This is a genomic window from Nitratireductor sp. PBL-C9 (genome assembly GCF_050877045.1).
GTDB classification, from domain to species: domain Bacteria; phylum Pseudomonadota; class Alphaproteobacteria; order Rhizobiales; family Rhizobiaceae; genus Nitratireductor; species Nitratireductor aquimarinus.
Map to the genome: position 1 here is coordinate 166,762 of NZ_JBPAXW010000003.1, position 12,909 is coordinate 179,670.

At 62.0% G+C, this 12,909-nt stretch carries 11 protein-coding genes; 4 read left to right on the forward strand and 7 right to left on the reverse strand.

What is annotated here, in order from left to right; all coding sequences use genetic code 11:
• Positions 1–82: 82 nt before the first annotated feature.
• From ACRTG1_RS08315 to ACRTG1_RS08340, 6 genes are all read right to left on the reverse strand, one after another.
• Positions 83–1,207 (reverse strand): DUF2333 family protein, encoded by a 1,125-nt coding sequence (locus ACRTG1_RS08315; RefSeq protein ID WP_206544059.1) that lies wholly within the window; start codon positions 1,205–1,207, stop codon positions 83–85.
• A 22-nt stretch (positions 1,208–1,229) separates the two neighbouring features.
• Complete coding sequence (locus ACRTG1_RS08320) at positions 1,230–2,513, reverse strand: DUF6638 family protein (RefSeq protein ID WP_206554665.1); 1,284 nt, start codon at positions 2,511–2,513, stop codon at positions 1,230–1,232.
• The gene (locus ACRTG1_RS08325; RefSeq protein ID WP_432516072.1) at positions 2,510–4,414 is read right to left on the reverse strand and encodes an AAA family ATPase; all 1,905 of its coding nucleotides are present in this window, start codon (positions 4,412–4,414) and stop codon (positions 2,510–2,512) included. The genes ACRTG1_RS08320 and ACRTG1_RS08325 overlap by 4 nt, the downstream gene beginning before the upstream one ends.
• An 8-nt stretch (positions 4,415–4,422) precedes the next feature.
• On the reverse strand, positions 4,423–5,571 hold the full coding sequence (locus tag ACRTG1_RS08330; protein ID WP_113155864.1) for a hypothetical protein: 1,149 nt from the start codon (positions 5,569–5,571) through the stop codon (positions 4,423–4,425).
• A 179-nt stretch (positions 5,572–5,750) separates the two neighbouring features.
• Positions 5,751–6,839 carry a hypothetical protein gene (locus ACRTG1_RS08335; protein ID WP_206548276.1) on the reverse strand — a complete coding sequence of 363 codons (1,089 nt, stop codon included), beginning with the start codon at positions 6,837–6,839 and terminating at the stop codon, positions 5,751–5,753.
• Positions 6,840–6,859: 20 nt separating this feature from the next.
• Complete coding sequence (locus tag ACRTG1_RS08340) at positions 6,860–7,792, reverse strand: LysR substrate-binding domain-containing protein (protein WP_297564064.1); 933 nt, start codon at positions 7,790–7,792, stop codon at positions 6,860–6,862.
• A 101-nt stretch (positions 7,793–7,893) separates the two neighbouring features.
• Between ACRTG1_RS08340 and ACRTG1_RS08345 the strand changes: the two genes are divergently transcribed.
• The gene (locus ACRTG1_RS08345; RefSeq protein ID WP_297564065.1) at positions 7,894–8,904 is read left to right on the forward strand and encodes a YeiH family protein; all 1,011 of its coding nucleotides are present in this window, start codon (positions 7,894–7,896) and stop codon (positions 8,902–8,904) included.
• A gap of 9 nt (positions 8,905–8,913) precedes the next feature.
• On the opposite strand, the gene ACRTG1_RS08350 is transcribed toward ACRTG1_RS08345, so the two are convergent.
• On the reverse strand, positions 8,914–9,534 hold the full coding sequence (locus tag ACRTG1_RS08350) for a thymidine kinase (protein ID WP_206544066.1): 621 nt from the start codon (positions 9,532–9,534) through the stop codon (positions 8,914–8,916).
• 228 nt (positions 9,535–9,762) lie between these two features.
• Here ACRTG1_RS08350 and ACRTG1_RS08355 point away from each other — a divergent pair, with 228 nt between their 5' ends.
• The 3 genes from ACRTG1_RS08355 to choV all read left to right on the forward strand — a co-directional run bounded on the left by ACRTG1_RS08355 (position 9,763) and on the right by choV (position 12,895).
• Positions 9,763–10,710 (forward strand): choline ABC transporter substrate-binding protein, encoded by a 948-nt coding sequence (locus ACRTG1_RS08355; protein ID WP_113155868.1) that lies wholly within the window; start codon positions 9,763–9,765, stop codon positions 10,708–10,710.
• A gap of 146 nt (positions 10,711–10,856) precedes the next feature.
• The gene (gene choW / locus ACRTG1_RS08360) at positions 10,857–11,711 is read left to right on the forward strand and encodes a choline ABC transporter permease subunit (RefSeq protein WP_113155869.1); all 855 of its coding nucleotides are present in this window, start codon (positions 10,857–10,859) and stop codon (positions 11,709–11,711) included.
• Positions 11,708–12,895, forward strand: a complete 1,188-nt coding sequence (choV, locus tag ACRTG1_RS08365) for a choline ABC transporter ATP-binding protein (protein ID WP_206544067.1) — start codon at positions 11,708–11,710, stop codon at positions 12,893–12,895. The genes choW and choV overlap by 4 nt, the downstream gene beginning before the upstream one ends.
• Positions 12,896–12,909: the final 14 nt, after the last annotated feature.

A 12,909-nucleotide genomic window follows, 5' to 3' on the forward strand; every position in this document is an offset into this window, starting at 1 on the left:
AATGCGACAGGCTGCATTCGATGGTGGTGGTGAAACGACAGGCGCGCGAAAAGCCGCGCCTGCCACACAGTGGCGAACCGGATTAGCGGTCGAGAACGAGGCGCAGTTCAACCAGGTTGGAGCGCACCCGCAGGATGTAGAAGCCCATCGTGGCCAGATGCGTGGGCATGATCCACCCATCCTCACGCCCATTGGAAATGATGAAGGGCTGCACGTTGAGCGCCGCGCGGAACTGCTCTTCCGTCGTATCCCACAGCGAGCCGAGCGAACGCTGCTTGATAACGTCCTCGAAGTCCGCGCCCGCTGCCGTCAGGAGGCCGTAATAGGCATAGAGCTGGCCATAGGCGAACCAGAAGCGGTCATCCGCACGCGTGTCGAACCAGCCCGAATTGTAGTTCTCCGAACGCTGGCGCAGCAGGTCCGAGGTCGACCCCAGATCGCTGGCGATGCGGTCGAGAAACTGGATCAGATTGTCGGCGCGGGCGTCAAAAACCGCCTCGCAGCTTTCAAGCCGGTCGTTGAACTTGCGCAGGTCGCGGATGGCGGACCGGTAGAAGCTGGGCGTCGGCGTCTTGGGACCAAACGGGCTCAGGCCGAAATACCAGGTTTCCTCATCGAAGGTCAGCGCACCGCGCGCATTCTGCAGATCACGGTCGATCTGCGACGTGCCGCGCACACGCCCAAGCGCATCCACCAGTTCGATGGCGCTGCGGCGGGCCGCCTGGTTGATGCCGCGCTGGAACGACGCCTTGTTGTCGAAGAAGGGCGTGTCATCCCAGTCGAGCGCGAAGAAAAAGCCGAGCTTGTAGAGCAGCATGGAGGAAATCCATGCATTCTCATTGACGTTGAAATCGGTCAGATCCGCCGTCACGTCGACAATGGCCGAGCGTCCGCAGGTGCGCGTCTCGCCGCCCTGTGTGGCCGCGGTCTGCTCGCCAGCGGAAACGCTGCGCTCTTCCAGCTTGTACTCTTCCACATAGTCCGGATTGAAGCCGGTCCAGACCTGCGTCTGCCAGAAGAAGTATCCGTAGAAGCCCACGATCACGAGAACAACGAGGCCGACCGAGCCGCGCACGATCCAGCCGCGGCGCGTGTACCAGCGCCCGACCGCCATGAACGGCCACAGGATCCAGGCGATCACGAGCCCGATGCCCCGGCCGATCCAGTGAAACACACGGGTGAAAAATTCGACGATCGGATCGAGCACGAAGCGCCTCCCTCAGGCGTTTTTAATCCAGGCCATAGAGGCGCTTTCTCAGCGCCGGTTTATCCCTGAGATAAGCGGTTTTGAGCTGCGCCACAACATATTCGCGCCAGGCGTCGGAATAGCGCTCGTAATCCTTGTAGAAACCCTGTTTGTTGAAAACATAGCGGGCGATGAAATCGGACGGCACGAAGTCGGAGATCAGCCTGTTGGTGAGCCATGCATCCGGATGTTCAGGATCGGCCCGCGTAACGAGAAAGCGCAGGCGCGGCGGGATTTCCTCGATCTTGAGCCTGCCCGTCTGGCTGATCTCACGCACGGCGGCATTGAGGAAGGGAATGCTCCCCTCACCCGCCACCAGCCCGGCATTGCGGTGTGTCCAGGTCTGCAGCCAGACCGGGTCGACGCGCGCAAAATCCGTATCCGGGTTTTCACGGCGCACCAGATCAAGCAGCACCATCTCGCCGCGATGGGCAAGATAGTTCGACCGTTCGATCCACGAGGCGCGCGGCAACTGAATGCGGCCCGTCTCCGCTAGAAAGCGGAAGATGCGCGCCGGGTCGTCCTTCGACAGATAGCTCACCTGCCATGGCCGCGAGCGGCGAAAGCCCGGCGTTGCCGGATCGGCGATCACCGTTGTCGTGTCGCGGTCAATGAAGATGTAGACGCCGCCGAAATGGCTGGTCCAGTAGGCGTCATGCCGGAACACCACCTGTTCCGGCACGAGGCTGTTTTCGCGAATGTCACCGGTCTCGCGTGCAAGCGCCACCATGCGGTTGAGCAGCGCATCGTCACGCCAGGCATCCGGCTCGTGCTTCACCCGGTCGGCCAGCCGCCCCAGTTCCGCCGCCTTGCCGAGCAGGTCCTCCGCCGAGAGAACCTTGAATTCCACCTGCACGATGGAGAGCAGATCCTCTATGTCGCGCACCTGGTTCACCTGCTCCTCGATCTCGCCATAGACCACATCCTTGATCGTGATGGCGTTGATGGCGCGCGCATTGGCCATCATGAACTCGTAGACGAGCTGCGAGGTGTTGGAGAAGGCCGTGTGAACCACCGGCAATTCGATCTGCGCCGGTGTCAGAATGATGAAGCGCCGATTGACGCCATTGGGATCGAGATACTGGATATCCTCCAGTTCCTCGGCGATCTGCGGCGAGAAGCCGGTGCGATCGATCTCGAAGGAAGCAAGCTTCGTCTGCGGCACACCAAAGGCATCCAGCGCCTTGTTGTAACGCGCAATCAGATGCGGCTCTTCGATCCTGAGCAGGCGGCCAAAGATTAGCTCGTTGTCGCGCAGGAGGTTCACCACACACCCCTCGCCTTCATGTCCTCGATCTCGCGCAGCGCGCGTTCGCGCAGGCGCTGGTCGCGGACGATGGTGGAAACCGCCGCATCGTCGGAGCGGTCCGAATAGCGGAACTCCGAATCCGCGTAGCGATTGATCTCCTGCATCACCATGTCCATCGTGAATGGCCGGCGCAGCTCGGCGATCATCGCTTTCTTGTCGTCATAGCCCCGGCGCATGAAGGCGTCCGGCGTCTCGAACCATTCGTCGGGAAGCTCGATGTCCATGGCGCGCATCTTGATGGCGTCGGTGATGTTCTTGATGGCGCGGCCGGTGAAGCGCGGCTCCGCCAGCTTGATCTCATGCAGATAGGCGCCAATATCCGTCAGCGTCTTCGGCTCGCCGCGATCGTTCAGGAAGCGCTCATAGACCTTCGCAAGCCCGTCTTCCTGCGGTCTGGAATGTGCCTCATAGGCAGTCTCGACCGCGCGCTTGATCTCCTGCGTGGCGTAAAGCGCGTGCTCGCCAAGCGGGATCGAATGGTTCTTGCCTGCCAGAAGCACGAAGATGTCGACATAATCCTCAAAAGTCTGCGGCCCGTCGACAAGCCAGCGCGCGCCAGCGCGCTGCCGCAACGCGTCGTCCACATTCTCCGGATAGTTGGAGAACATGCCAAAGGAGCAGTTGCCGCGCACCACGGTGCCCGCGCCCGCAAAACTCTCCATCAGAACGCCCGTCACCTCCTGTTGACCGGCAGACGCCCGGTCGTCGGAGCGCTTGGCCGCCACCTGGTCGATGTCGTCAATGGTGCCGAAGCCGATGGCGCGCGGGCTCAGCACATTTTCCACGAACTGCTTGCAGTTCTGGCCCGACTTGCCCTGATAGGAGGAAATCTGGTCGACGCCGAAATTCTCGTAGTGGAACGGCACACCCGCCACCTGGCAGTAGTCGTTCAACAGCCCGGCGGTCATCTGGATGAGGATGGTCTTGCCGGTGCCCGGTGCGCCATCGCCGATGAAGGTGAACAGAAAGCCCCCCAGCTCCACGAAGGGGTTGAGCTGGCGGTCGAAATCATACGCCATCAGCATCTTGGCGAGCTTCATGGCCTGATATTTGGCGATGTGGTTGCCGATGATCTCGTTGGGCTTCTTGAACGTCATGACAAGCGGCTTGCGCCGGCTTCCCGGCGCAATGTCGAACCCGTCCAGCGTAAAATCGTCGGCCTCAAGCCGCATATGCGTGTCTTCAAACGCGCCGAGACCGGTGAAACGGCTGCGCCGCTGCAACAGCCCCTCGATTGCGACGCGGGCAAGCGCGCGGGCGCGCGCCGTCATCGCCGTGTCGTCGGCAGCACCCGTGATCGCCCCATCAAGCGCGGCAAGAACGCTCTTTAGCGCATCCTGCGGCGTGTCGAACTGAAAGTCCGGCTCATCCGTGTCATTTACCGGCTCGCTGTCGGCGTCGAGCATCTGCAGGAGATAGGAGGAGAGCGTGAAGGCCGCGACATAGGCCGAAGCCTGCAAAAGCGCGTGATAGGTCTGCGCCGCATCGCCCTCAAGCGGGCTGCGGGCGTTGCGCTCCTGAAGGCTTTCAAGCTCGGTTGACCGCGCAAAGACGTCGGCCACCGCAAGCGCCACTGCCGCCCCGCGCCGGGCGCGGAAAAGGAGCGTGTGCTGCGCAATGGAGAGCATCGGATCGCCCTGACGGATGGCGGCGATGGTTTTCGCCAGCTCCACCTCACGCGTCCTGCGCAGCGCGCCGGTGGAAACGGTCGAAACGAAACGCCGCCCGGTGCCGGCAAGCCCGGTGCCGGAGCGGCCGCCATCGGCCTGAAGCACCACGAAGCGCGTCACAAGGCTCTGCGCCGTCGCCCGGTGCTTCTCAATGTCTTTCTCGTCGATGGTCGTCAGGCCGGTGTCCATGGAATGTCCTATACGTCGGTGATGACCCGCCCGCCTGAAATGACGTGCACGTCGTAGCCATCGAAAATCTTCTGTGCTTCGCCTGCGGCATAGAGCGCCTGATAGGCCTCATGCGGCACGAGCGCGTGCTGCTCATAGGCGCTCACGCCCATGCGGGCGGCGTCCAGATCATCCGTGTCGATGAAGAACTCCTCACGCGCCGGCTGGCTGGACCACAGCCCCTTGCGGGCCGGGCGCTCGGTCTTGGAATAGACTTCCTGCACCGTCCAGGTGAGAAGCCACGCGTTTTCGCGCCGGCGCACCCTGCCGAGCACGTCAGACACGGTGGAGTTATTCTCCGTGATACCCGCCGTGTAGAACGGCCCGAGCACCACCCGGCGCAATTGCTTGGGGTGGAGATGGTCGAAATCCTTGTCGAGATTTCCGGCAATCGTGGCCGGCGACAGGGAATAGGCGGAGTTCTTTTCCGCGAAATCGTCAAATTGATGCGCAAGCTCCGGGTTGAGCAGACCGCCGACCGGAAACCCGATATCGACGTCCTCCCTGAGCTTTCCTTCGTCGGAAACCAGCGCCTTGAGCATGCCGGGCGAGGAATCCTCGACCGCCGCCATGTAGACCATGGGCAGGCTCGAATTTCCGTCAAAAGCGCCCCAATGCACCAGATAATAGGGCCGTTTTGTCTTCGGATTCACCGAAACGCGCACGGTTTCCGGCAAAATGAAGGGCGAGAAGATCTTTCCCTCCTTCACCTCCTCCAGATAGAGGCGCTCGGCCATGGACTGCTGGAGATCCGCAGGGAACGCGCGGTGACGCAGGATGAAATCGACCATTTCGGCGCGCAGCTCGTCCGGACCGGAAATGCCGGCAAGCCGCTGTTCCGCCTGCCGCCGGTCGTTCTCCAGTTCCAGAACGCTCTGAAACACCGGATATCCGCTTTCGGCCCGCTGGATGCGGAACTTTTCCATGAAACCGAGCCGGTTGCGCCAGCAGTCAAAGGACCGCTCCAGCCGGCCGATATAGGGCGCGACCACTTCGGCCACGAGGCCGTGCGACTGGAACGGCGAGGCCGTGCGGTCGCCGAAATAGACGCCAAGCCCTTCGAGCGCGGACGCAATGGCATCGAAATAACGCGCTGCGGCGTCAGGAGCGGTGTTCATGCAAAAGACCTGTTCTGGGACCTTGGCGCACGCCCCTCATCCGCCTGCCTGAACCTTCTCCCCTCATGCGACGAGAAGGAAGAGGGTCGCCATGTAAACGTCCCCCTCTCCCCGCGAGCGGGGAGAGGGTAAGGGTGAGGGGCGAGGCTCCGCATTGAAGGTCCGCGCACTGTATGTCGTCACGCCCGGACGTAATTGGCCGCGTCGTGCTTCTTCATGACGTCTTCGAAGCGGCGGGCGAAGGCATCGTCGGCGAGCTTCTTGCGGCGCTGAATGTCGGCGGTGGTGACCATGTTCTTTTCGTGCAGCTCAAGCAGATCGCCAATGTGGCGCTGCGCGGCGGCGCCGATGCCGGCCATGGTTTCCTCGGCCGTGTTGTCGACCTGCGACCCAAGCGTGTTGATGCGGTGAGCCACATCCTGCTGGGCGGCGGTCTTCAGCGAATCTTCAAGCGCCTTGTAGAGAACGATGCGCTGCTCGGTGTCGATGGTCAGCTTGTTGATCAGCGTCGATTGGGCAGCGATCTGGTTGTTGAGCGAATCCACGAAGGTCTGGAACATGGATGTGTAGCGCTCGAGCGTCTGGCTCTCGGCGAGCAGTTCCTGCTCTTTCGCCTGCGCCTCATTGTATTCGGTGGCAAGCTTCGAGCGCTCGCCCTCAAGCTCCGTACGATCCTTCTGGTTCGTGGAAGCGGCAATGCGGTTCTCGATGTCGAGCAGCATCGGGTTCAGCTCCTCGATGCGCTTCTGCGTCGTTTCCAGATTGGTCATGGTGGATTTGCGGCGCTCGATCACCTGCCCAAGGCTTGTCTCGGACGTTTTGTAGCGGTCCTGAAGAACCTGCTTCTGGTCCTGCAGAATGCCGGTGATCGTGTCCGACTTGGCAAGCAGTTCCTGCAAATTGCCCGACAGCGACATGTTGCGCACGCGCTCGGTGCGCATGCGCTGCTTCTTCTGCTTGGAGAAGATGCCGATGAAGTTCTCCCAGCCGGTATAGCTCTTCATGCTTTCGAATTCGGAGCCGAACACATTGGTGGCGTCCTCGAGCCCGATGATCAGGTCGGCGATGTTCGCCTCCATCACCTTCTGCTGCGAAAGCACATCCTGAATGCGAGCGTTCTCGATGTCGAAATCGGCCTGGCCGATCTTTTCGTCGGTGCGCGCGAGCTTGTCGAGAACGGTTCCCGACTGCTCGATCCTGGAGCGCATGTCATCAACCACCTCGCGGGTCTTGGCGATCTCGGTGTCGAAATTCTGCAAGGTGGCCATGCTGGTGCGCTCCGCAAATGTCAGGGTTGCGGAAATATATGTGTGTCGATTGACGATTGAAAGACGTTGCCGGCCTCAACACACAATTCCTCCAGCGCCGTGGCAGCCCCGCTCTGGCGTCTTTCCCTGTGTCGCAACAGGCTGAAATCACGCGCGCCGAGGTCGATATTGGCCAGTTTCAGCAGGCCGCGCTCCACCAGCGGCCCGGCAGCGGCCATGGAAACGGCAGCCGCGCACCCGCCTTCGCGCACGGCCGAGAGAACCGCCTCATTGGAAGGAAAATCCATCACCAGATCGAGCGCGGCCGGGTCGATGCCCATCTCCACGAGCGTGCTTTCAAACGCCGTGCGCGTGCCAGATCCCTCCTCGCGCATGATCCACGCCGCCCCCGTCACGAGATCGGCAGGTTGCAGGGCGGCGCCCGACGCCCAGACATGGTCTGGCGCAACGACAATCGCCAGCACGTCGCGGTCCACCCGCCGGACGGAAAGGGCCGGTTCGTCCACCCTGCCCTCCACCAGCCCGACCTCGGCCACCCCCTCCAGCATCGCATCGGCCACCATGCGCGTGTTGCCGACGGTCAGCTTCAGGGAAATGCCCGGATAGAGCTTGTGAAAGCGCATCAGCACCGGGGGCAGCCAATAGCTCGCAACGGTCTGGCTGGCATGAACGTTGAGCGTGCCGCGGCGAAGCCCGCCAAGCTCGGACAGCATGGTTTCCGCCGAACGCACACGCGCAAGCGTCGCCTGCGCCTCGCCCAGAAACACCCTGCCGACACGGGTCAGCTCGATGCGGCGGCCAACCCGGTGAAAAAGCTCCACGCCGTAATAGCTTTCGAGCGCCTTGATGGAGGCGCTGACGGCGGAAGGCGTGCGCCCCACGGCGGCGGCTGCCTGGGTCAGGTGCTCCCGCTCGGCGACGGCTACAAAGATCAGCAATTGTTCGAAGGTCATGGCATCATTCGGTTTTCCCGAACGATATATGGCAAACTATTCGATAGAAGTCGATAAAGCGCCATGCGACCAAGAATGCGTCATTGCATCAGGTCGCATTCATGTCCGCACTTCGCCACCCACTCCGGCTTTTGCCGGGCCTTCTTCTCTCCGTGCTCGTCGCGGGGCTGGCGCTGGCGGCCGCATGGGCGGAACAGGCGTGGTTCGGCGAGGCGTGGCTTGAAGGGCTTGTGCTCGCCATCCTGTTCGGCGCGGCCATCAGTTCCCTTGCCCGATTAAGCCCCGCCTTCCGGCCCGGCATAGACTTCTGCGCCAAGGCGGTTCTGGAAGTGGCGATCGTTCTTCTCGGCGCATCGATCAGCATCGGCACGCTGGGGGAAGCCGGTCTCGGACTGGTGGGCGGCATCGTCGGCGTTGTCGCGCTGTCGCTCCTTGCGGGCTATGCGATCAGCCGCGCACTGGGCCTCTCACCCGGCCTTTCGACGCTGGTCGCCTGCGGCAATTCCATCTGCGGCAACTCGGCCATCGCCGCAGCAGCACCCGTGATCCGCGCCGAAGCCTCGGAAGTCGCGGCGTCCCTTTCCTTCACGGCATTCCTGAGCATTCTTGTCGTGCTGCTCCTGCCGGTCCTCTATGTCGCCATCGGCATGAGCCCGGTGCAGTCCGGCGTGTTTGCGGGTCTCACCGTCTATGCGGTGCCGCAGGTTCTTGCGGCAGCTGCGCCAGCCGGGGCCATCGGCATTCAGGTGGGAACACTGGTCAAGCTGGTGCGCGTGCTCATGCTCGGGCCGGTCATCTTTCTTCTCGGCCTTGCCCATGGCCGCAAGACCGGCGCGAAACTCACCTTCCTGCAAATGGTGCCGTGGTTCATCATCGGCTTTCTGGCCATGATGGCGCTGCGCTCGGCTGAGCTCATCCCCGCCGCCGCACTTGCTCCCATGCACGAGGCATCCGGGCTTCTGACCGTGGTAGCCATGGCAGCGCTCGGCCTGACGGTGGATATTCGCAGCGTGATGAAAAGCGGCGGCCGGGTGATCGTCGCAGCGCTTCTGTCGCTCACCGTTCTGGGCATTGTCAGCTATGCGCTGATCCGGTTTCTGGGCGTCGCCTGACGGGGCGCTCTACCCGGCGGCGCTGCCGGCAAAGCCCACGAGATCTTCCGCCTTCCAGCGGCCCATCTCTTCTTCCCAGTGCTTTCTGCAAAGCGAGACATAGACATCCTTGCCGATGGCGACCTGTGCGCCCTTCCTGGCAACCTTGCCGTCCGGCCCCAGCCGCACCACCATGGTGGCCTTGCGGCCACAGCGGCAGATCGTGCGCACCTCGCGCAATTCATCCGCCAGCGCCAGAAGCGCCTGCGATCCAGTGAAGAGATTGCCCTGGAAATCGGTCCTCAGCCCGTAGCACATGACCGGGATGCCCAGCCTGTCGGCGACGCGGGCAAGCTGCCAGACCTGCTCTTCCTCGAGGAACTGCGCTTCATCGACAAAGACGCAGTGAACATTCGTGTGGCCGTGATGCTCTGCAACGCGGGCGTAGAGATCGTCTCCGTCGCGGAACATCTCGGCATCGCTTTCAAGCCCGATGCGTGAAGAGATATAGCCGCCGTCTTCCTTGCGATAATGACCGGCCACAAACAACATCGCGCTCATGCCGCGCTCACGATAATTGTAGGACGCCTGCAAGAGCATGGTCGACTTGCCGGCGTTCATCGTCGCATAGTGAAAATAGAGCTTTGCCATCGCGCTGCCTGTATCTTTCGCGCTCTTAAACACCACCAGCGCTCTTTAGAAAACGCCGCATTGTTTTTCTTCCACCGGAATACCGTCGCCAACGGCACGTTGCATGGCGCAAACAGACACTCGTTTGCACTTGCAGCGCCCCCGAATTGGTGGTTGCCTTTGAATAAATTGGCAAAGCCGGTTAAGACCCGCCCTTTGCCGGACAACAATCATAAAAGGAGAGCTGTCATGTTACCCAGCCGCAAGAAGACACTGGTACTCGGGCTCGCCGCAAGCCTGTTCTCGGGCGCAGCGTTCGCCGCAGAAGCCGATTCCTGCAAGGCCATCACATTCTCCGACGTCGGCTGGACCGACATCACCGCAACCACCGCAACCGCGTCCGTGGTGCTGGAAGGCCTCGGCTATGAGCCCGAAACCCAGGTGCTTTCGGTGCCGGTGACCTATGCCTCGCTGAAGAACAACGACGTCGATGTGTTCCTCGGCAACTGGATGCCGACCATGGAAGCCGATATCGCGCCCTACCGCGAAGACGGCACGGTGGAAACGCTGGTCACCAATCTGGAAGGCGCGAAATACACGCTGGCCGTTCCGAAATACACCTATGATGCGGGCCTCAAGAGCTTCGCCGACATCGCCAAGTTCGCAGACGAACTGGATGGCGAGATCTACGGCATCGAGCCCGGCAATGACGGCAACCGCCTGATCCTCGACATGATCGAGAACGACACGTTCGGCCTGAAGGATTTCGAGCTCGTGGAAAGCTCCGAAGCCGGCATGCTCTCGCAGGTCCGCCGCGCCGTCGGCTCCAAGAAGCCCATCGTCTTCCTCGGCTGGGAACCGCACCCGATGAACGCCAATGTCGAGATGACCTATCTTGAAGGCGGCGACGACGTGTTTGGCCCAAATTACGGTGGCGCAACCGTGCACACCAACACCCGCGCCGGCCTTTCCGAAGAGTGCCCGAACCTCGGCAAGCTTCTGAAGAACATGGTCTTCTCGCTCCAGATGGAGAACGAGATCATGGGCAAGATCCTCGATGACAATCAGGAGCCGCAGAAGGCCGCCGCAGAATGGCTGAAAGCCAATCCGGACGCGCTCGGCCCGTGGCTTGAGGGTGTGACCACCTTCAGCGGCGAGACCGGTCTCGACGCCGTGAAGGCGCATCTGGACATGTAGTCCGACAGCCGGCGCGCAGCCCCGCATGAGTGCAGCTTCGCGCCGGCTTCTCCTCCTTCCCGACCGGGAACGGAGACTGCCGGTTCTTCACCCGGCACCTGCACACGCAAGAAGAAGAAATCCGCAGAAAGGAACTCCCCGGGCTCATGGACCCTGTTTCAGAATGGATCGCAGACTGGAAAATTCCCATCGGCCGGTGGGGCCGTGACTTTTTCGATTTCCTGACCACCAATTTTGCCTGGCTGTTCGACACCCTTGCAGAGGTGCTGGCCGACATCCTCGACGGCATGGTCGACCTCCTGCTCGCCATCCCGCCCATCGGGCTGGTGCTGGCCATAGCCGCCCTTGCCTACGGTCTTCAGCGCTCGTGGAAGCTCGCGCTTGCCGTGGCGCTCGGTCTTGCCTTCATCATCAATCAGGGGCTCTGGGAAGAAACGGTCGAAACGCTTGTGCTCGTTGTGGCCGCTGCCGCCGTGTCCATGGCCATCGGCGTGCCGGTCGGCATCTGGGCCGCGCACAATGCGCGCGTCTACCAGTTCCTGCGTCCGGTCCTCGACCTGATGCAGACGCTGCCAACCTTCGTCTACCTGATCCCGGTGCTCATCCTGTTTGGCCTCGGCGCGGCCCCCGGTCTCATCGTGACCGTCATTTTCGCATCACCCGCACCGATCCGTCTCACCTATCTGGGCATCACCTCCGTTCCACAGCCCATGCTCGAAGCGGGCCAGGCCTTTGGCGCAACCAAGCGCCAGCTTCTGTGGAAGGTGGAGCTGCCGGCTGCCCTGCCCTCCATCATGGCGGGGCTGACGCAGTGCATCATGCTGTCGCTTTCCATGGTGGTGATTGCCGCCCTGATCGGCGCTGACGGCCTCGGCAAGCCGGTGGTGCGCGCGCTCAACTCGGTCAACATTCCACTCGGCCTTGAAGCCGGTCTCGCCATCGTCGTGCTGGCGATCATTCTCGACCGCATCGCGCGGATCGAACGCAGGAGCGACAAATGAGCGTGGCCGTCGAATTCCAGAATGTCGACATCCTGTTCGGCACCGACAAACAGAAGGCCGACGCCCTGCCGCTGGTGGATGCGGGCAGGAACCGTGAGGAAATCCTTGCCGAAACGGGCGCGGTGCTTGGCTGCGCGGGCTGTGACCTCACCGTGGAGCGCGGCGAGATCTCCGTTCTCATGGGACTTTCAGGCTCCGGCAAATCCACGCTTCTGCGTGCGGTCAACCGGCTGAACACGGTGGCGCGCGGCAATGTCATCGTGCATGACGGCGAGTGGCAGGCCGATGTGGTCAACTGCTCGCAGGCCGAACTGCGCAAGATCCGCCGCGAATGCGTGGCGATGGTCTTTCAGCAATTCGCACTCCTGCCGTGGCGCACGGTGGCGGAGAATGTCGGCTTCGGCCTTGAGCTTGCCGGCGTGCCCGCCGCCGAACGCAAGGAGCGCGTCATGGCGCAGCTCGAACTGGTTCACCTGACCGAATGGGCCGACAAATATGCCCATGAGCTTTCGGGCGGCATGCAGCAGCGTGTGGGCCTTGCCCGCGCCTTCGCGACGGAAGCGCCCATCCTGCTGATGGATGAGCCGTTCTCCGCACTCGATCCGCTGATCCGCACCAAGCTTCAGGATGAGCTGATCGAACTGCAGGAACGGCTCAAGAAGACCATTCTGTTCGTGAGCCACGACCTTGAGGAAGCGCTAAAGATCGGCAACCGCATCTCCATCATGGAAGGCGGCAGGATCGTTCAGACCGGCGCGCCGGAAGACATCATTCTGGCCCCGGAGAACGATTATGTGCGCGAGTTCATCTCCAATGTGAACCCGCTCTCGGTGCTGACCGCTTGGAACGTGATGCGCGATGTGCGCGACCTGGAGCCCGCCGGCGAAGGCTGGCTCTGGCTAGACCGCCGCCGCACCACCCGCTTCAAGTTCGATGAAAACATGCTGGTCATCGATGCCGAGCGCAACAAGAAGCCGGCCATCTGGGTTTCCTGCGACAATATCGAGGATCTGCCGGAAGACAGGCCAAAGGTCTTCTGGGCGACGGCCGGCACATCACTGAAAACGGTGATGCGCGCCATGCAGCAATCGCAGACTGCGCCCGTAGCGCTGTTCGACGATGCCTCCCGCTTCGTCGGCGCCATCGGTATCCGCGACGTTCTGGGCTCCATCATCCGGCGCTGATCCGCATGAAAACG

Bases quoted from the DNA above. Each gene is read 5' to 3' on its own strand.
- ACRTG1_RS08325 (WP_432516072.1), bottom strand. From the start codon at position 4,414: ATGGACACCGGCCTGACGACCATCGACGAGAAAGACATTGAGAAGCAC.
- ACRTG1_RS08330 (WP_113155864.1), bottom strand. From the start codon at position 5,571: ATGAACACCGCTCCTGACGCCGCAGCGCGTTATTTCGATGCCATTGCG.
- ACRTG1_RS08335 (WP_206548276.1), bottom strand. From the start codon at position 6,839: ATGGCCACCTTGCAGAATTTCGACACCGAGATCGCCAAGACCCGCGAG.
- ACRTG1_RS08340 (WP_297564064.1), bottom strand. From the start codon at position 7,792: ATGACCTTCGAACAATTGCTGATCTTTGTAGCCGTCGCCGAGCGGGAG.
- ACRTG1_RS08345 (WP_297564065.1), top strand. From the start codon at position 7,894: ATGTCCGCACTTCGCCACCCACTCCGGCTTTTGCCGGGCCTTCTTCTC.
- ACRTG1_RS08350 (WP_206544066.1), bottom strand. From the start codon at position 9,534: ATGGCAAAGCTCTATTTTCACTATGCGACGATGAACGCCGGCAAGTCG.
- ACRTG1_RS08355 (WP_113155868.1), top strand. From the start codon at position 9,763: ATGTTACCCAGCCGCAAGAAGACACTGGTACTCGGGCTCGCCGCAAGC.
- choW (WP_113155869.1), top strand. From the start codon at position 10,857: ATGGACCCTGTTTCAGAATGGATCGCAGACTGGAAAATTCCCATCGGC.
- choV (WP_206544067.1), top strand. From the start codon at position 11,708: ATGAGCGTGGCCGTCGAATTCCAGAATGTCGACATCCTGTTCGGCACC.